The 16,746-nt window shown below is 62.9% G+C and carries 20 protein-coding genes; 18 read left to right on the forward strand and 2 right to left on the reverse strand.

Annotation, left to right across the window (positions count from 1 at the left end; genetic code table 11):
* The first annotated feature begins 239 nt into the window (after positions 1–239).
* From QMG90_RS19805 to csrA, 9 genes are all read left to right on the forward strand, one after another.
* Entirely contained in the window at positions 240–368 is a 129-nt protein-coding gene (locus tag QMG90_RS19805) for a hypothetical protein (protein ID WP_257719772.1), read from the forward strand.
* A gap of 128 nt (positions 369–496) precedes the next feature.
* Complete coding sequence (pilL2, locus tag QMG90_RS19810) at positions 497–1,081, forward strand: PFGI-1 class ICE element type IV pilus protein PilL2 (protein WP_023102493.1); 585 nt, start codon at positions 497–499, stop codon at positions 1,079–1,081.
* Positions 1,078–1,725 carry a hypothetical protein gene (locus QMG90_RS19815; protein WP_023102492.1) on the forward strand — a complete coding sequence of 216 codons (648 nt, stop codon included), beginning with the start codon at positions 1,078–1,080 and terminating at the stop codon, positions 1,723–1,725. Before pilL2 ends, QMG90_RS19815 begins: the two co-directional genes overlap by 4 nt.
* 9 nt (positions 1,726–1,734) lie before the next feature.
* On the forward strand, positions 1,735–2,475 hold the full coding sequence (locus tag QMG90_RS19820; RefSeq protein WP_023102491.1) for a TIGR03759 family integrating conjugative element protein: 741 nt from the start codon (positions 1,735–1,737) through the stop codon (positions 2,473–2,475).
* Positions 2,472–3,044, forward strand: a complete 573-nt coding sequence (locus QMG90_RS19825; protein WP_023102490.1) for a lysozyme family protein — start codon at positions 2,472–2,474, stop codon at positions 3,042–3,044. The genes QMG90_RS19820 and QMG90_RS19825 overlap by 4 nt, the downstream gene beginning before the upstream one ends.
* The gene (locus tag QMG90_RS19830; RefSeq protein ID WP_023102489.1) at positions 3,041–3,592 is read left to right on the forward strand and encodes an integrating conjugative element protein; all 552 of its coding nucleotides are present in this window, start codon (positions 3,041–3,043) and stop codon (positions 3,590–3,592) included. Before QMG90_RS19825 ends, QMG90_RS19830 begins: the two co-directional genes overlap by 4 nt.
* A 10-nt stretch (positions 3,593–3,602) precedes the next feature.
* Positions 3,603–5,768, forward strand: coding sequence for a type IV conjugative transfer system coupling protein TraD (traD, locus tag QMG90_RS19835; RefSeq protein ID WP_023102488.1), 2,166 nt, complete (start codon positions 3,603–3,605; stop codon positions 5,766–5,768).
* Positions 5,765–6,514, forward strand: a complete 750-nt coding sequence (locus QMG90_RS19840) for a TIGR03747 family integrating conjugative element membrane protein (RefSeq protein ID WP_033938196.1) — start codon at positions 5,765–5,767, stop codon at positions 6,512–6,514. The genes traD and QMG90_RS19840 overlap by 4 nt, the downstream gene beginning before the upstream one ends.
* Positions 6,515–6,788: 274 nt before the next feature.
* A complete protein-coding gene (csrA, locus tag QMG90_RS19845) occupies positions 6,789–6,986 on the forward strand; it encodes a carbon storage regulator CsrA (RefSeq protein ID WP_010427565.1) in 198 nt (65 codons plus the stop codon).
* A 61-nt stretch (positions 6,987–7,047) separates the two neighbouring features.
* On the opposite strand, the gene QMG90_RS19850 is transcribed toward csrA, so the two are convergent.
* Together QMG90_RS19850 and QMG90_RS19855 are read right to left on the reverse strand one after the other, a co-directional pair.
* The gene (locus QMG90_RS19850) at positions 7,048–8,337 is read right to left on the reverse strand and encodes a type II toxin-antitoxin system HipA family toxin (protein WP_033938200.1); all 1,290 of its coding nucleotides are present in this window, start codon (positions 8,335–8,337) and stop codon (positions 7,048–7,050) included.
* Entirely contained in the window at positions 8,334–8,702 is a 369-nt protein-coding gene (locus QMG90_RS19855) for a helix-turn-helix domain-containing protein (RefSeq protein WP_049874857.1), read from the reverse strand. The genes QMG90_RS19850 and QMG90_RS19855 overlap by 4 nt, the downstream gene beginning before the upstream one ends.
* Before the next feature lie 343 nt (positions 8,703–9,045).
* Between QMG90_RS19855 and QMG90_RS19860 the strand changes: the two genes are divergently transcribed.
* Genes QMG90_RS19860 through QMG90_RS19900 form a run of 9 tightly spaced genes read left to right on the forward strand, consistent with a single transcriptional unit; the run spans position 9,046 to position 16,736 of the window.
* The gene (locus QMG90_RS19860; protein WP_023102483.1) at positions 9,046–9,402 is read left to right on the forward strand and encodes an integrative conjugative element protein, RAQPRD family; all 357 of its coding nucleotides are present in this window, start codon (positions 9,046–9,048) and stop codon (positions 9,400–9,402) included.
* Positions 9,399–9,632 carry a TIGR03758 family integrating conjugative element protein gene (locus tag QMG90_RS19865; protein ID WP_023102482.1) on the forward strand — a complete coding sequence of 78 codons (234 nt, stop codon included), beginning with the start codon at positions 9,399–9,401 and terminating at the stop codon, positions 9,630–9,632. Before QMG90_RS19860 ends, QMG90_RS19865 begins: the two co-directional genes overlap by 4 nt.
* Before the next feature lie 16 nt (positions 9,633–9,648).
* The gene (locus tag QMG90_RS19870; RefSeq protein WP_023102481.1) at positions 9,649–10,014 is read left to right on the forward strand and encodes a TIGR03745 family integrating conjugative element membrane protein; all 366 of its coding nucleotides are present in this window, start codon (positions 9,649–9,651) and stop codon (positions 10,012–10,014) included.
* A gap of 9 nt (positions 10,015–10,023) precedes the next feature.
* Positions 10,024–10,425, forward strand: coding sequence for a TIGR03750 family conjugal transfer protein (locus tag QMG90_RS19875; protein ID WP_023102480.1), 402 nt, complete (start codon positions 10,024–10,026; stop codon positions 10,423–10,425).
* Positions 10,422–11,114 carry a PFL_4703 family integrating conjugative element protein gene (locus tag QMG90_RS19880; protein WP_023102479.1) on the forward strand — a complete coding sequence of 231 codons (693 nt, stop codon included), beginning with the start codon at positions 10,422–10,424 and terminating at the stop codon, positions 11,112–11,114. Before QMG90_RS19875 ends, QMG90_RS19880 begins: the two co-directional genes overlap by 4 nt.
* Positions 11,111–12,016: a TIGR03749 family integrating conjugative element protein gene (locus QMG90_RS19885; RefSeq protein WP_283281402.1), complete on the forward strand. Its 906-nt coding sequence runs from the start codon at positions 11,111–11,113 to the stop codon at positions 12,014–12,016. Before QMG90_RS19880 ends, QMG90_RS19885 begins: the two co-directional genes overlap by 4 nt.
* A complete protein-coding gene (locus tag QMG90_RS19890) occupies positions 12,006–13,439 on the forward strand; it encodes a TIGR03752 family integrating conjugative element protein (RefSeq protein WP_023102477.1) in 1,434 nt (477 codons plus the stop codon). The genes QMG90_RS19885 and QMG90_RS19890 overlap by 11 nt, the downstream gene beginning before the upstream one ends.
* Complete coding sequence (locus tag QMG90_RS19895; RefSeq protein WP_023102476.1) at positions 13,420–13,854, forward strand: TIGR03751 family conjugal transfer lipoprotein; 435 nt, start codon at positions 13,420–13,422, stop codon at positions 13,852–13,854. The genes QMG90_RS19890 and QMG90_RS19895 overlap by 20 nt, the downstream gene beginning before the upstream one ends.
* Positions 13,854–16,736: a conjugative transfer ATPase gene (locus tag QMG90_RS19900; protein WP_033938203.1), complete on the forward strand. Its 2,883-nt coding sequence runs from the start codon at positions 13,854–13,856 to the stop codon at positions 16,734–16,736. The genes QMG90_RS19895 and QMG90_RS19900 overlap by 1 nt, the downstream gene beginning before the upstream one ends.
* The last annotated feature ends 10 nt before the right edge of the window (positions 16,737–16,746 follow it).

The following is a 16,746-nucleotide window of genomic DNA, read 5'->3' on the forward strand; positions in this document are numbered from 1 at the left end:
TAAAAATGGAACATCTCCAACCTAATGTCTTCAGTTTTGCGATATCGGGAGCCCTCTTGTTGCATGGACGCGGGATACGCGCATCGCTGTAGTGCCTGCCCCGGCGGATCCGGACACTCTGCCGCTAAGAATCGGGTTGACCCGGACTGGAACCGCCCCTTTAGCGTTTCTTGGCGGCTTGGGCATGACGTTCTGGTACCACGACTGTCTGGCGACGCGCTACCAAGGGAGCCAGGAAAATGGCCTCCGGGTTGCAGTCGCTGACCTTCCACCGCGACGGCGTGGTCGGCACCAAGGTGCTGGAGGCCGGCGGCTTCTTTGACACCGATCGCGGCGGCGGCCTGGACACCCAGCGCATGGTGGTGTGACTCAGGCCCAGGCTGCGCAGCGACATCGCAGATGACTTAAATAGGGAGAGCCAGCAAATCCCTTTGTTTGCTGATGCTCCCGCCATCAACAGCGATGGTGTCGGTTCAACGTCCCAGAGAACCGACACATGCAACCACTCAGCCACTTTCATCGCCGTCTGGCGGGCGGCGGCCTGCTGATCGCCGCCGTACTGATGAGCGGCTGCGCGACGACAACGCCTCCGCCCAAGGCCGCCCCGATCGCAAAGCCGGCGATCGCACCGACGAAGCCGAATCCGGAATTCGTGCCCGTCGTTCGCTATGGCCGTTACACGCTGGTCGAACTGGCGCCGGCATCGGCACAGCAAGACCTGTTGCTGCAGGTTGTCGATGTCTCCATTCCCGACACGCGCAGCGCGACAGTGGGCGATGCACTGCATCACGTCTTGCTGCGTTCCGGCTACCAACTTTGCCCGGTGGGCGACATCACCGCACTCAACTCATTGCCGCTGCCAGCATCCCACTATCGGCTGGGGCCGATGCTGCTTCGCGATGCCCTGCTGACGTTAGCAGGTCCTGCGTGGGATCTGAAAGTCGATGATGGCGCTCGCCGAATTTGCTTCAACCGCGCTCAGCAGCCGTCATCAAGTCAGACCCAATCCCCCCCGCAGTCAGCCTTGAAGGCTGCCGATCATGTCGAAAGACGTCCGCTCACAACGGAGGTGCGGCCATGACCACCATCCCCGGCTCTCCCCGTCGGTCGCGGGTACCGCTGCTGCGCGTGGCCACCATCACCTGGGTCTTGCTGATCAGCACGGGAGTGGTGGTGAATCACGTGGCGTTGTCCAACCTTGCCACCGAGGCAGGCGGCAGCGCACAGAGCACACAAGTCGCAGCCCTGGAGGCCCGGCTGGCAGAACTGAGTCAGCAGCTCGAAGCGCAGCGTCAGCAGCCCGACATGTTGACGACCACGCAATTCGAGATCGAGCGTCAGGCCATCGAGCAATGGGCTTCCAGGATCGAGCAGGCCCTCGGCGAACGGCTGACGGCCGAGAGCCTTGCCCCGTTGCATAGCCGCATCGAGCAACTGGAAGCCCGCCTGGCGAAAGCCGCTCAGGTCGCACCCGCCCCAACCCGCGCGCAGAAAAACCAGGCCTCCAGGCGCAAGGCGGCGGTGCCTCCATTCAAGGTCGTTGGTCTCGAAATGCGGGGCGGTGAACGCTTTTTGTCGATTCAGCCCGCGAGGGGAGCTTCCTCGCCACTGACCGGCGTTTTGCGGCCCGGTGAATCCGAGGCTGGCTGGCGGCTGGAAACCATCGAAGACCGCACCGCCGTGTTCCAGAACAACGGTCAGGTTCTTCGCGTGGTAGCGCCATAGGAGGGCCAGATGAACCGCATGATCATTTCGCTTGCCCTGGCTACCAACCTTGCCGTTGGCGTCATCTCCCCCGTATCAGCACAGAACACCCGCACGTCCACGTCACCTGCTGTACCTGATCAGGAACAGGCGACAACTGCGAGCAACAGCGAGGAGAAAAATGCTCGCGACTGGGGGCTGCGCCTGGAGGAATGGACACGTTACCGGGAGGTGATGCGTGGTCCGCTGGGCATTTTTTCCCCCAATCTCGATCCGCTTACCGCGCTCGGCATCGAGGCGCGTTCAGATGAAGAGCGCCGGCGCTACGCCGAACTGCAGGTTCAGGTCGAAGCGCGGCGTGTCGAGAAAACACTGGCTTACCAGCGTGCTTATGACGCTGCCTGGCAACGCCTGCATCCGGGCATGCAGCGCGTCAATCTGCCGGGGGCCAACCAGACTTTCAGCGCAACCGGTGTGCCGGGCGATGCGAACCGGTTGGCCGTATTCATCAAGGACGGTTGTGCCTCATGCGGCCAGCTTGTCCAGCAATTGCAGACCTCCGGGGCTGAATTCGACCTCTACATGGTCGGCAGCCGCCAGGATGATGCCCGCATCCGCGATTGGGCCAAGCGCGCCCGGATTGACCCCGCCCGTGTTCGTAGCGGCTCCATCACCCTCAACCATGATGCAGGCCGCTGGTTGTCGCTGGGCCTGCAAGGGGATCTGCCAGCCGTCGTGCGGCAGATCGGCGGCGAATGGCAAAGGCAATGAACCGCTATGCACGCCTGCTTGCAGTTCTGGCCGCCTCGATCGCCGGAACCGCGCTCTCCAGGGCACAGGAGATACCGCCTCCTGCCTACCAGGTCGCGGCGCAGCGTGCGGAAATTCCGTCCCCGGTGCTCTATGCCGTTGCGCTGCAGGAGAGCGGCTTGCGGCGTGGTGGCCGACTGGTCCCATGGCCCTGGACCCTGAACGTCGCTGGAACCGCCCGCCGTTTCGGTAGCCACGCCGAGGCATGCAACGGGCTGAACAAAGCGTTGCGCGAAGTGCCGCCAACCCGCATCGACGCGGGACTGGCTCAGATCAACCTGGGTTATCAGAAGCATCGCTACAGCCACCCCTGTGACCTGCTCGATCCATATCGCAACCTCGCGATCGCGGCCGAAATCCTGCGTGAACAACATACGCCGGGCGAAGACTGGTTGCTCGCGATCGGCCGCTATCACCGCCCGGCTGGCGGCGCTCCCGCCGCGCGCTACCGGCGCAGCGTCAGCCAGCACCTGGCGCGCGTGGTCGGTCCTTCCCGTGCTGACGCTTCCACCAGGAGGAATACCCCATGAAGCATACCTTCACTGCCGTTGCCGCGAGGCCGATTCTTTGCGCCCTGTTATGTGCCGGTGGTCTGCCAGCCCTGGCAGGCCAACCGCCTCTCGTGGTAGTCGAGGACCATGGAGGCAGGTCGGCCTTGCCTTATTACCAGGCGCTGGACCTGCCACCACGCCAGGGTCAACCGGACCCGCCGCGGATCTCTGTGCCGCCGTCCGCAGACAAGACCTTCAGCGAAGCCGATATGCTGCCCGTGCGCTCGGAGCGGCTGTCGCCCGGCGATGAACCTCGCAGGGTGATCCAGGCACCAGGCCTGGCACCCGTTTTCCTCATCGGTGATGACAAACGCTCCCGCGCCTGGCTGATTGAGCGCAAGGCGGCGCTGCACGAAATCAGCGCCGTCGGTCTCGTGGTCAATGTCGGATCGGCGGAGACACTTACTGGGTTGCGCAAGCTGGCTCCCGAGCTCACGTTGTCTCCGGTATCGGGTGACGACCTCGCGCAGCGGTTGGGACTGCGGCATTACCCGGTCCTGATCACCGCCACCGGCATCGAGCAGTGAGTGCGCCATCATGGCCCAGCCTCATGCGGTGGAAGTGCTGCTGCGGCCAGCGGTGGAGCTATACACCGTTGCGGTTTGCGCCGGCGCCGCGTTGGTGTGCATGGTGGCACCCTGGTCGCTGGCGTTAAGCCCGCTGCTGGGCTTCGCCAGCGCTATGGCATTCCTCGTGTTCGGCGGCATCCGCTTGCGCGAGGCGATGGCTATCTTGCGATACCGCCGCAACATCCGCCGCCTGCCTCGCTATGTCATGACCAGCCGGCAGGTGCCGGTCAGTCGGCAACGCCTGTTTATCGGCCGCGGTTTTCGCTGGGATCAACGCCACACTCACCGGCTGATGCAAACCTATCGACCGGAGTTTCGGCGCTACGTCGAACCCACGCCGATCTACCGCCTTGCCCGGCGCGTCGAAGAGCGTCTGGAGTTCGCGCCGTTTCCGCTTTCAAAACTCGCTCGGGTGATTGCATGGGACAGCCCATTGAATCCCGCGCGACAGCTGCCCCCAGTGGGAGGCACGCCACGCCTGCACGGCATCGAGCCGCACGAGATCGACGTCACCCTGCCGCTCGGCGAACGCGTCGGCCACTCGCTTGTGCTGGGAACCACCCGCGTCGGCAAAACTCGCCTGGCCGAATTATTCATCACGCAAGACATCCGTCGGCGCAACGCCTCCGGTGAGCATGAGGTCGTCATCGTCTTCGATCCAAAGGGTGACGCAGACCTGTTGAAACGGATGTACGTCGAGGCCAAACGCGCCGGGCGTGAGGGCGAATTCTATGTGTTTCATCTCGGATGGCCCGACATTTCGGCCCGCTACAACGCTGTGGGACGCTTCGGCCGCATCAGTGAAGTGGCGACCCGCATCGCCGGGCAGCTTTCCGGGGAAGGCAATAGCGCTGCATTCCGTGAATTTGCATGGCGGTTCGTCAACATCATCGCCAGGGCCCTGGTGGAGCTGGGGCAGCGGCCGGACTACCTGCTGATCCAGCGGCATGTCGTGAACATCGACGCGCTGTTCATCGAATATGCCCAACGCTACTTCGCAATCCATGAGCCGAAGGCCTGGGAGATCATCGTTCAGTTGGAGGGCCGGATCAACGACAAGAACACTCCACGTCACATGATGGGCAGGGAGAAGCGCGTGGTGGCGCTCGAACAGTATCTGTCTCAGGTGCGCGTGTACGACCCCGTGCTTGATGGCTTGCGGTCGGCAGTGCGTTATGACCGCACCTATTTCGACAAGATCGTCGCGTCGTTGTTGCCGTTGCTTGAGAAGCTCACCACCGGCAAAACCGCACAGCTGCTCGCCCCCAACTATTCCGACCTGAACGACCCGCGGCCGATCTTCGACTGGATGCAGATCATCCGCAAGAGGGCGGTCGTTTACGTTGGCCTGGATGCCTTGTCGGATGCAGAGGTTGCGGCGGCGGTCGGAAACTCGATGTTCAGCGACCTGGTATCCGTCGCTGGACACATCTACAAATTCGGGATTGATGACGGCCTTCCCGGCGCGGCTACCGGGGTGAAAATTCCCATCAACGTCCACGCGGACGAATTTAATGAATTAATGGGCGATGAGTTCATTCCCATGGTCAACAAAGGTGGCGGCGCGGGACTCCAGGTCACGGCCTATACCCAAACGTTGAGCGATATCGAAGCACGCATCGGCAACCGCGCCAAGGCTGGCCAGGTCGTCGGCAACTTCAATAATCTCTTCATGCTGCGGGTACGCGAAACGGCCACGGCAGAGCTGTTGACCAAACAGCTTCCCAAGGTCGAGGTTTACACGACTTCGCTGATGAGCGGTGCCACCGATAGCTCGGATATTCGCGGCCAGACGGACTTCACCAGCAACACCCAGGATCGCATCACCACGACAAGCGTGCCGTTGATCGAACCCGCGCATGTGGTGTCTCTGCCCAAAGGTCAGGCGTTCGCATTGCTGGAGGGCGGCAACCTGTGGAAAATCCGCATGCCGCTCCCGGCTCCCGACCCAGACGAGGAGATGCCGCGGGATCTACAGCAACTCGCCGGGTACATGCGTCAGCACTACGTCGAAGCCGGCGACTGGTGGGAAAACCAGGGACTTCCCGGCCTTCAGGATGAGCCCTTGCCGGACGACCTTCTCGACGGTTTCCGGCACATTGCCACAGCTGAAGACGAAGCGGCTCTGCCATGAGCGATCCGGCCGCGACAGTGCAACGCCAGCAGAACCGCCAGCAGGGGCTGATCGCCGGCATCATCACGCTGCCGTTTCGCCTCTTCGGCGTACTGTGCGGCTCGCTCCTTCTGTGCATCGTCATCGAGTGCGTGGGCATGCACCTGTTCTGGCCGGAACAGGGATGGCGGCACGCACAGGGAATGCTGGACTACGAGCTGGCGCAGCTCTCCGGCCACTTCACCCGTAGCGCTCTCGTACAGGAGCCGGGGCGCACTGCCCATTGGCTGGTCGAACAGGCCCACGAGTGGATCTTCGTCAAAACCGGCCTGCTGGAATGGATGCGCAATGCGGCGAACCAGGCCAGCGCTCCCAGCCATGGCGCAGCGCGGGATTTTCGCTACTACATCAGCCAAGCCTATGTCTGGGTGGAAAGCTACCTGATCGCCGCGGCGTTCACGACCCTGGTGTTCATCGTGCGCCTGATGGTACTGGTGCTCACCTTGCCGCTGTTCCTGATGGCGGCCTTCGTCGGGCTGGTCGACGGCCTCGTGCGCCGCGACATCCGCCGTTTCGGCGCCGGACGCGAATCCGGCTTCATCTATCATCGCGCCAAAGCATCGCTGATGCCGCTGGCGGTGCTGCCATGGGTCATCTACCTGGCGCTCCCATTGAGTGTGAGTCCCTTGCTCATCCTGTTGCCCAGCGCGGTGCTGCTGGGACTGGCGACGGACATCACAGCCAGCAGCTTTAAGAAGTATTTATAGGTGTATTGCCACGATGCAAACTGACACTCAGGTCCGCAAATGTTGATCGGCAATAACGATCAATATTCAATTATTGATCTGCAAAAACATTTATGAAAACCGAAATACTTCTGCCATGATGAAATTTCCACACGGTGCTATCAAAAATAGGGAGCCCGGAGTGGAATAGCGACCAACACCATGGAAATCCGCCCGCGCTGTCATTGGTGGGCTTTCCCCTCCGGCCATTGATGGCCTTTCCGGCAGACAAAAAGAACGCCAGCAAGGAGGGCAAATGCTCATTCTGACGCGCCGCGTCGGTGAAATCATCCGTATTGGGGACGATATCACCGTCACCGTCCTGGGGGTCAAAGGCCAGCAGGTGAAGTTCGGAACCTCTGCGCCGAAGGACGTGAATGTTCACAGAGAGGAAATCTATGACCGGATTCACGGCGAAAGAGTTTCGGCTCTTTCTGGAAAGAACCTCTATTAGACAGAAGCTATGAATACAGGCGCAATTTTGCGCCTGCTTCTCTTTTCAGTTCGTGGGTCGATCAACCCAGCAGCGTTTTCGCAAGCGACATCTGTTCATGTTCGAAGGCAGGCGCGAAATCGTCCAGCTCGTTCGAGCGCAACCCCACCGCGGCACTGAGCGCGACCTTCCGCCAATCCAGAACGGCTGCATGCACTTCGGCCAGCACGGCCAGTGCATCGCTCCTGCTCAACGAAAAATACGCGCTTCGGGCCAGCAGCATCTCAAGATCGGTGATCGGCCCATCCTCTTCTGACAGCCAGGTCTTGGATTCCCTGTCCTTGTCGGGGAAGGGATTGACGTCGAAGGCCGGCGCCAGTCGCCAGAGCCCCCGTTCGACATGCAGAAAACCATGGTTCTGCAGGTGGTCATCCACATTGGTGATCAACAGGTTGAAGACCAGGCGCCGCCACAATTGCTGCACATCGGCGGTCGGCGCATGTCCCAGCGAGCGGATAACGTCCGCGATCTCGGTGTAGCTTCGATCCTCTTCGCGCGAAGCCTGCAACAGGGATGCGGCCGACTGATACGGTATGCGCCCGTCGGCACCATCGCGATCGAAGCGGCGGATGATCGCGACCGGTATGCCGTCGAGTTCCACGATACGGGCAGGCGCAGCGTCGATGCCGACACGTTGCGCCAGGCACAGGGCCAGCACCTCTCCGCGTGTCACGCTGCGCGTATCCCCCACGCTCGGGAATTTTCCGATGGCCAGCGCGCCATCCTCGTCGACCACAGTGCTCTTGGGCCGCATGCCGCCAAGAGACGTGCCCTTGCCCTGCAGGTAACGCAGATCCTCGGTGCTTTCCTGGCCTTGCTCGACCGCACGGCTGGCGCTGTAGATGCGTTGCAGTTCCAGAAGCGGCGGTGTGCTGCGCCTGCCGTCCTCCACCGTCCGACAATAGCGGCCATCCTGGTCGCGCAGACGTAAGGCGCCAACCCGACTGAAGTCGTCAACCGCAAGCAGGTAGTCCAGCTCGGTCAACGGGGCGAGCGCTGCGTTGTCCTTGCGGCGCCTGGCGTGGTCCCGCGCGATGACCCTGCGTCCCCATGCGTCCGGAGCCGTATCGGCAAGGGCGAAGTGAAAGACGGAATCATGTGCTGACGGTGCCCTGCGCGGTTGATACCCGGCGTGAAGACCGAGATCGGCGGACACATTGAAGCCGGTCGGGTTTGCCAGCCAGTTCTGGTCGTAGGCGAAGGTGGTGTTTTCGCGGCGGCCCTGCTTGACGTAGACGAGGGTGCCGACTGGCGTGCCCGCCTTGCCGATGCAGACCTGAATCTGCTGACGTATCGAAACAGCCGATTTCATAGCGCCCCCGATTTGCCCGGCTTGCTACGCACACGCTGGGGCAGGTTTTCGTCCATCAGCGTCAGGCCGATGTCGTCACGCGCCGTATCCAGCAGGCCAGCCAGCGCCTGTATCTCACCGAAGACATGCAGTGCGCGGGCAAAGAAGTGGATGGGCACGCGCACATCACCTTTTTCCATGCGCCGGACGGTGGACACGGATGCGCCCATTCGCTCGGCCAGCGAGGCCTGCGAAATCCGGCGGCGCCTGCGTGCCAGCGCGACGTCGCTGCCGAGCTTGCGGATAGCACGCTCGACAGGCAGCGGCAATGGAACATCTACTTTACCACTCTCAACGGAGTGACTATCTGGTTTATGTGTTTTCATGAGGCGGATTATTGCATTCCACCGCCTAATTTTCAATAACCGCTCTCAAGGGAGCGCAATTGTCAGATTTGCACTCCTGTCGGGATGCTTATCTGCGGTGGAAGCACCTTTCCCCCTGGTATTCCGCAAGCGGTTCCGGAGCAAGCGAACACGCCACATTCGATCCCTGTTGACCCCCAGCGAGCACCCACAGCCGACAGCGGCCGATACCACGTGGGCACGTCCGGACAGGCATATCCCCCGCATCCCAAGAATGTGGTGAGCCGGCAGTTCTCATTGTTTGCGGCTTTCACACGCTCACCGCCGCAGCATCAAGCCATTACGCATCAACGGGGAATGCACGATGGCACGGTCCTACCGCCCGGCACTTGCAAGGCGCAGCACGCTCGCAGCACTGCTGATTGTCGGCCTGTCGACGGCTCTACCGGCAGTCGCGGCCGACGACAGCACTGAGAAGGAGCACCTGGCGGCAGTCGTTCGCCAGCTGGACCTGCTCGATCGTCTCGCGAAGCAGTCCGCTGCGACCGCATCGCAGGAGCGCGCCCGCTATCACTTCGACTACACCCGCCTCACGGCTGACCTGCAGCGCATGCGGACCGGCATCAATGACTACCTGACGCCGCAGCGCGCCCAACCGCGCGACCCCGCGGCGTTGCAGGGCGACTACCGACAGGACTCCGAACAGGAGCCGAAGAAATGAATGCCAGCCAGATCACCGCCTTTCAGGCCAACGGCGGCTTCACCCCATCCGCCGTCTCCGTCGTGCTGGTCGGCGCTGTGTTCGCGGTCCTGCTGCTGTGGGGCGCGTGGGCACTGCGTACCGCCTATGTCGGCTGGTCGGAGCAGCGGATTTCCCAGCGTCAGTTCCTCGGCGTCGCGGTGCGTTTTGTCGCGATGTACGTCGTGCTGACTTTTTTCCTCCTCTCGTAACGCAAAGGCTCACATCATGAATCCGGTTTCGCACCCCTTCCGCTCCGCACGCATCGCCGCCCTGGCGTCCCTGCCGGCGTTTGCCATGCTGAGTTCGCTCGCTCAGGCCCAGGGCCTGCCCACGCTTGAAGACCCGTCGCGCGGCACGGGCTCGGGCATCATGGATACGCTGCGCAACTACGGCTACGACATCGTGATGCTGATCGCCTTGCTGGTGGTCGCATCGATGTTCGTCGGCGTTTGCTATCACGCTTACGGCACCTATGCCGAAATCCACACGGGCCGCAAAACGTGGGGCCAGTTCGGTCTGACAGTCGCGGTAGGCGCCGTCCTCCTGGTCGTCGGCATCTGGCTGCTCACCGAAGCCACCGGCGTTCTGTGAGGTACGAGCATGCCTGAGCATCAGGACGTCCGGCCTGACGGAACGGTAGCGTTCCTGCCGCATCGCCTCAACCGCCATCCCGTGGTCGTTCGCGGCCTCACGGCCGATGAACTATGGGTGTGCGCGGGCCTGTCGGGCGCGGCCGGCCTGTCGGTGGGCATTCCGATGGCGATCATCTTCTCGATGATCGCCATCGCGCCCACCGCCATCGTGCTTGGCATCGCCGCCGGCGTCTTTGCCGGCGGCGGCATGTTGCGCCGCCAGAAACGCGGCAGGCCCGACACCTGGCTTTACCGGCAGATCCAATGGTGGATCGCACGACGGCATCCGGGCATTGCCCAGTTCGTCGGCGGGCGGGACCTGGTGACCCGTTCGGGCTACTGGACAACCAGGCGGAGGGCCGCCTCATGAGCCGGTTCAAGAACGAGATCACCCATCTGCAGGCGCATATCAAGACCCTGCGCCTGGGAGCGGGCGCTTTGCTGCTGGTGGCCCTGGTCATGGGGATCGGCTGGTGGAATGCGCCGCGCGACCTGACCATTCACGTGCCGCCGGACCTGCGCTCGGGCAGCACCAGGAAATGGTGGGAAGTGCCGCCAGAGTCGGTTTATTCGTTCTCGTTTTATATCTGGCAGCAACTCCAGCGCTGGCCCGTCAATGGCGATGAAGACTATTCCCGCAACATCCATGTGCTATCGCCTTACTTCACGCCATCCTGCCAGAGCTTCCTGCGCCACGACTACGAATATCGCCGCACGGCCGGCGAGCTGCGTCAGCGCGTGCGCGGTATCTACGAGATCCCCGGCCGGGGCTACGGAGAAGACCCCACGCTGCGCGTCAAGGCCGTCTCGGACCGCGACTGGATCGTCACGCTGGATGTGACAGCAGATGAATATTACGGCTCCGAACAGGTCAAGCGGGCGCTGGTGCGCTACCCCCTCAAGGTCGTGCGCTCGGATGTCGATCCGGAACGCAACCCGTTCGGTCTGGCCATCGACTGCTACAGCGGCGCGCCGCAGCGCATCACCACCCCTGACCCTGTGCCCCCGACCGGAGCGACATCCGGCGGCCTCGGCGGCCCATTGGGAGACACGCCATGAAACACGTCCTCTATCTCCTCGGCATCCTGGTCACCGCGGGACTGCCCACTGCGGTCCAGGCGCTGGAAATCCTGCGCTGGGAGCGACTGCCGCTGGCTGTGTCCCTGCATGTGGATCGGGAGCGCGTCGTCTTTATCGACCGCAACGTCCGTGTCGGCGTCCCGGCATCGCTGGCCGGCCGCCTGCGTGTCCAGAGTGCCGGTGGCGCGATCTACCTGCGTGCCAGCGAACCGATCGAGCCCACGCGACTGCAATTGCAGGACGCCGATAGCGGTGCGTTGATCCTGCTGGACATTGCCGCCGAAGCTGCACCGGCAGGTCAGGCACCGCTGGAGCCCGTGCGCATTGTCGAGGCCGAGGGTGCGCCCACCCGTTACGGCGACCTGACAGTGGCAGCAACGGCTGACGACGACACGCAGGATACGGTGTCTCGCACAGCTCGCGAGACGCCGGTGCCCGTAGTGCTGACACGCTATGCCGCCCAGAACCTCTATGCGCCCCTGCGTACTGTCGAACCGGTATCCGGCATCACGCGCGTCAATCTGAAACGCAACCTGCCGCTGGATACCTTGTTGCCGACCCTGCCGGTACGCACCCGGGCGCTCGCCGCTTGGCGGCTCGATGGCCTTTGGGTCACGGCTGTGCGCCTCACCAACACCTCGAAACGCTGGCTGTCTCTCGACCCACGCGATCTGCAAGGCGACTTCGTGACGGGGGCCTTCCAGCACAACACGCTGGGGCCGGCCGGCACGCCCGATGACACGTCCGTGGTTTATCTGGTGACCAAAGGACACGGCCTGGCTGAATCGCTGCTGCCAACGATCAGTCCCGTCAACGCGGCGCTGAACCTGCCGGAGCCGAAGGCACCGACCGCCAAGAATGGAGGCCGTCATGAAAGGTAATGGCCTGCTCAAGTGGCTGATGATCCCTATGGCGCTGTTGCTGGTCTTTGTCGGCGTGAAGCTGTTTTCCGGCGGGGGTAGCCAGCCCGGCCGCGATGGCGGAACACAGCTCACGCCGGAAGAAGCCAGGGCGCTTGGCATCGAAGGCGACACGCCGCGGGATACGGTGGCGACCTTGGTCGGCCAGGTCCGGCAGCTGCGTACCGAACTGCAAACCGCGCTCACCGACAACAAGACCCAGAAAGCGGAGAACGAGCGCCTGCGCCAACGCGAGGGCGCCATCGATCGCCGTATCCAGAGTGCCCTGGAAACTGAGCGCAATCAGTTGAAGAACGACCGCGAGCAGGTCGCCAGCGAACGCCAGCAAACTCAGGGTCTGCTGCAGGATCTCCAACGCCAGTTCGAGAACCTGAGCAACAAGAGCGGACATGCCGATCTGCCGGTCGGGCTGGGACTGGAGCCTGGTGACGGCCCCGGAGCCGATGGCGTGCGCTGGATCGAGCCGGAAGATGCCCGCAGCGACGACAAAAGCCGCACCCCTGGCACAGCCGGGAACTTCACATTCCCGACCAGTTTCGGCCCGGCACAGAAAACGCTGGATACGACGAGGGATGCAGTCGTCGACGCCGGCAGCAAGGCAACCGGCGTCTCCACGGCGAAGCCCGTCTATACCGTACCTACGAACGCCACGTTGATGGGGTCGATTTCGATGACGGCGTTGATCGGGCGTGTGCCTGTCGACGGGACCGTGAACGATCCATACCCCTTCAAGGTCCTGATCGGTCCGGACAACCTTACCGCCAATGGCATCGATATTCCCGATGTCGCCGGTGCGGTCGTCAGCGGAACGGCGTCGGGCGACTGGACGCTCTCCTGCGTGCGCGGGCAAATCCGTTCGGTCACTTTCGTGTTCCATGACGGCACCATCCGCACGGTGCCCGAGGATGGCGAGCGTGGCGGCAACCGCCAGCAGAGCAACAACGCCAACGGCAACAGCACGCAGGACGGCCTCGGCTGGATCAGCGATCCCTACGGCATTCCCTGCGTGAGCGGTGAACGGCGCAGCAATGCCCAGCAGTATCTCGGCACTCAGGCACTGATCACCGCTGCCGGGGCAGGTGCGGCATCGCTGATCAAATCCGACAACGGCAGCGTGGCGGTAGTCGCCAACAACAACGGCTCGCTCGGCACGGTCGGCATTTCCGGCAACGAAGCGATGGGCCGCATCCTCGCCGGTGGCGTCCAGGACATGTCGCAGTGGGTGAACAAGCTCTATGGCCAGGCGTTCGCGGCGGTGTACGTCAAACCCGGCGCCAGGGTCGCGGTTCATCTCGAACAACCCCTCACCATCGATTACGACCCGAAGGGGCGCAAGGTCGATCATCGTCTCGGAGGTGCTTCTGATGCACAGGATCTGGATTAACGGCCTGGCGGTGCTGGTCATTGCCGTAGCGCTTGGCGGCTGCTCGACCAGCAAGGAAAAACTGCTGCCCCACGATGGTCAGACCATGATGGACATCTGGAACGAGGAAACCGGCGGCAGCGCCCGCGGCGGTCAGGCCGCACGGCAGTTGCTCGACGCCAGACAATCGCTGCGCCGTCCGCTGACCGAAGTCGATGTGAAGGCCGCACCTGCGGTCAATGCCAGCTATACCCGCACGGCGCAAAACGAGATCTACCGGCAGTTCCAGCGCCTGCCGAACCCCGATCTCACCCTGTACGTGTTTCCGCATCTCGCGGGCACCGATCCGGTGCCAATTCCCGGCTACACCACTGTCTTCCCGCTGTACCAGCGCGTGCAATACGCCATGCCGGGCGAACGGACCGAGGACTACTGATGGGACCGTTTTTCAAACGCCGCGCTACGGCGACAGAGGTCAATAGCGGCTCCTCGCCAGATGCTCCATCGGATGCCTGGGCTCGCTATCTTGCGTCACTGGAGGCACACGGAATCCCTGAACCCGGCAAGCGGGACACAGCCAGGCACAGGCCAGCGACACTGGCCGATGAGCAGGCGCTGTACGACGTTTCGCCGTCCTTTGCCGACCTGCTGCCGTGGGTGGAGTATCTGCCGGAATCCAGGTGCATGCTTCTGGAGGACGGTGTTTCCGTCGCGGCATTTTTCGAGTTGATGCCGATCGGCACGGAAGGACGGGAAGCATCCTGGCTGGCTCAGGTCCGGGACGCGCTGGAAAACGCGCTGCAGGACAGTTTCGACGAGCTGGACGAGTCACCATGGGTGGTGCAGTTGTATGCCCAGGATGATGCCGACTGGAACCGCTATCTTTCCACGCTTGAAAACTACCTTCAGCCCCGGGCCAGGGAAAGCGAGTTCACGAAGTTCTATCTCCGTTTCTTCGGCCACCATCTGCGCGCCGTCTCCCGGCAGGGAGGGCTGTTCGAGGACCGCACGGTCACGCGCTTGCCCTGGCGCGGGCAGACGCGACGTGTCCGGCTGGTCGTCTATCGGCGCGTCGGCAATGCGCCGGCCCGGCGCGGGCAATCCCCCGAGCAGGCGCTGAATGTCGTCTGCGAACGCCTGGCTGGCGGCCTCGCCAATGCCGGTGTGCAGGCGCACCGCCTCGATGCCGCCGCGATCCACGCCTGGTTGCTGCCCTGGTTCAATCCAGGACCGGCGCTGCTGGGTCCGACAGACGAAGACCGCGAGCGCTTCTATCGCCTGGCTTCCTATCCTGAAGACACCGAAGAAGGCGAACTGGAACTTGCCAGCGGCACTGACTTCGCGCAGCGGCTGTTTTTCGGCCAGCCGAGATCCGATGTCGAGAACGGCCTCTGGTTCTTCGACGGCATGCCCCATCGAACCATCGTGCTCGACCGTTTGCGCACGCCGCCGGCAACCGGCCATCTGACCGGAGAAACCCGCAAGGGGGGCGACGCCATCAATGCCCTGTTCGACCAGATGCCCGAAGACACGACCATGTGCCTCACCCTGGTGATCACGCCGCAGGACACTCTCGAAGCCCATCTGAACCATCTGGCAAAAAAAGCGGTCGGCGAAACCCTGGCATCGGAGCAGGCGCTCAAGGACGTGCAACAGGCACGCGGTCTGATCGGCAGTTCGCACAAGCTCTACCGCGCTTCGCTGGCGTTCTACCTGCGCGGCCGCGACCTGGCCGATCTCGATATGCGCGGCCTTCAGCTCGGCAATGTCCTGCTCAATGCGGGCCTGCAGCCCGTGCGTGAGGAAGACGAAGTTGCCCCGCTCAACAGCTACCTGCGCTGGCTTCCTTGCGTCTACGACCCCGGCAAGGACAAACGGCAGTGGTACACGCAACTGATGTTTGCCCAGCACGCGGCCAATCTGGCCCCGGTCTGGGGGCGCAGTCAGGGAACAGGCCATCCCGGCATCACCTTCTTCAATCGCGGCGGTGGCACCGTCACCTTCGATCCGCTAAACCGCCTCGATCGGCAGATGAATGCGCACCTGTTCCTGTTCGGGCCCACCGGCTCGGGCAAGAGCGCCACCCTGAACAACATCCTCAACCAGATCACCGCGATTTATCGCCCACGGATGTTCATCGTGGAAGCAGGCAACAGCTTCGGCCTGTTCGGCGATTTCGCGGCGCGGCTGGGCCTCACTGTGCATCGCGTCAAGCTGTCGCCCGGCGCTGGCGTGAGCCTCGCACCGTTTGCCGATGCCTGGCGACTGGTGGATACGCCAAGCCAGGTGCAGACGCTCGATGCGGATGCGCTGGACGACGACGCAGCAGAAGAGGAATCGGCGGAAGGCGACGAACAGCGTGACGTGCTCGGGGAACTGGAAATCACTGCGCGGCTCATGATCACAGGCGGCGAGGACAAAGAGGAAGCCCGAATGACGCGGGCCGATCGCAGCCTGATCCGACAGTGCATTCTTGAGGCCGCACAGCGTTGCGTGTCGGAGAAGCGCACGGTGTTGACCCGCGACGTGCGCGATGCGTTGCGTGAGCGCGGCCGTGATTCCACGCTGCCTGAAACCCGCCGCACGCGCTTACTGGAAATGTCGGATGCCATGGATATGTTCTGCCAAGGGATCGATGGCGAGATGTTCGACCGGCCCGGGACACCGTGGCCGGAAGCGGACATCACCATCGTCGACCTGGCGACGTTCGCGCGCGAGGGCTACAACGCGCAGCTTTCGATCGCGTACATCAGCCTCATCAACACGGTCAACAACATCGCTGAACGCGATCAGTTTCTCGGCCGCCCCATCATCAACGTGACAGATGAGGGCCATATCATCACCAAGAACCCGTTGCTCGCGCCCTATGTCGTGAAAATCACCAAAATGTGGCGCAAGCTGGGGGCCTGGTACTGGCTAGCTACACAGAACCTCGACGACCTGCCGAAAGCGGCCGAGCCCATGCTCAACATGATTGAATGGTGGGTCTGCCTCAGCATGCCCCCCGACGAGGTAGAGAAGATCGCCCGTTTCCGCGAACTCAACCCGTCACAGAAAGCCCTGATGCTCTCAGCCAGGAAGGAGGCAGGCAAGTTCACGGAAGGGGTGATCCTGTCCAAGTCGATGGAACTGCTGTTCCGCGCCGTCCCGCCCAGCCTGTACCTGGCGCTTGCCATGACTGAGCCGGAAGAGAAAGCGGAGCGCTACCAGCTGATGCAGCAGTTCGGCATCAGCGAGCTCGATGCCGCCTTCAAGGTCGCGGAAAAAATCGACCGGGCGCGCGGCATCAACTCTTTGCCCCTGGACGCATTGGAGTGAACCGGGAAGT

This window comes from Trabulsiella odontotermitis (genome assembly GCF_030053895.1).
Classification (GTDB): domain Bacteria; phylum Pseudomonadota; class Gammaproteobacteria; order Enterobacterales; family Enterobacteriaceae; genus Trabulsiella; species Trabulsiella odontotermitis_C.

Coding starts and splice junctions, on each gene's coding strand:
- QMG90_RS19825 (WP_023102490.1), top strand. CDS start 2,472: ATGAACCGCTATGCACGCCTGCTTGCAGTTCTGGCCGCCTCGATCGCC.
- QMG90_RS19860 (WP_023102483.1), top strand. CDS start 9,046: ATGGCACGGTCCTACCGCCCGGCACTTGCAAGGCGCAGCACGCTCGCA.
- traD (WP_023102488.1), top strand. CDS start 3,603: ATGGCCCAGCCTCATGCGGTGGAAGTGCTGCTGCGGCCAGCGGTGGAG.
- QMG90_RS19870 (WP_023102481.1), top strand. CDS start 9,649: ATGAATCCGGTTTCGCACCCCTTCCGCTCCGCACGCATCGCCGCCCTG.
- QMG90_RS19895 (WP_023102476.1), top strand. CDS start 13,420: ATGCACAGGATCTGGATTAACGGCCTGGCGGTGCTGGTCATTGCCGTA.
- QMG90_RS19855 (WP_049874857.1), bottom strand. CDS start 8,702: ATGAAAACACATAAACCAGATAGTCACTCCGTTGAGAGTGGTAAAGTA.
- pilL2 (WP_023102493.1), top strand. CDS start 497: ATGCAACCACTCAGCCACTTTCATCGCCGTCTGGCGGGCGGCGGCCTG.
- QMG90_RS19840 (WP_033938196.1), top strand. CDS start 5,765: ATGAGCGATCCGGCCGCGACAGTGCAACGCCAGCAGAACCGCCAGCAG.
- QMG90_RS19865 (WP_023102482.1), top strand. CDS start 9,399: ATGAATGCCAGCCAGATCACCGCCTTTCAGGCCAACGGCGGCTTCACC.
- csrA (WP_010427565.1), top strand. CDS start 6,789: ATGCTCATTCTGACGCGCCGCGTCGGTGAAATCATCCGTATTGGGGAC.
- QMG90_RS19890 (WP_023102477.1), top strand. CDS start 12,006: ATGAAAGGTAATGGCCTGCTCAAGTGGCTGATGATCCCTATGGCGCTG.
- QMG90_RS19815 (WP_023102492.1), top strand. CDS start 1,078: ATGACCACCATCCCCGGCTCTCCCCGTCGGTCGCGGGTACCGCTGCTG.
- QMG90_RS19850 (WP_033938200.1), bottom strand. CDS start 8,337: ATGAAATCGGCTGTTTCGATACGTCAGCAGATTCAGGTCTGCATCGGC.
- QMG90_RS19880 (WP_023102479.1), top strand. CDS start 10,422: ATGAGCCGGTTCAAGAACGAGATCACCCATCTGCAGGCGCATATCAAG.
- QMG90_RS19900 (WP_033938203.1), top strand. CDS start 13,854: ATGGGACCGTTTTTCAAACGCCGCGCTACGGCGACAGAGGTCAATAGC.
- QMG90_RS19885 (WP_283281402.1), top strand. CDS start 11,111: ATGAAACACGTCCTCTATCTCCTCGGCATCCTGGTCACCGCGGGACTG.
- QMG90_RS19875 (WP_023102480.1), top strand. CDS start 10,024: ATGCCTGAGCATCAGGACGTCCGGCCTGACGGAACGGTAGCGTTCCTG.
- QMG90_RS19805 (WP_257719772.1), top strand. CDS start 240: ATGGCCTCCGGGTTGCAGTCGCTGACCTTCCACCGCGACGGCGTGGTC.
- QMG90_RS19820 (WP_023102491.1), top strand. CDS start 1,735: ATGAACCGCATGATCATTTCGCTTGCCCTGGCTACCAACCTTGCCGTT.
- QMG90_RS19830 (WP_023102489.1), top strand. CDS start 3,041: ATGAAGCATACCTTCACTGCCGTTGCCGCGAGGCCGATTCTTTGCGCC.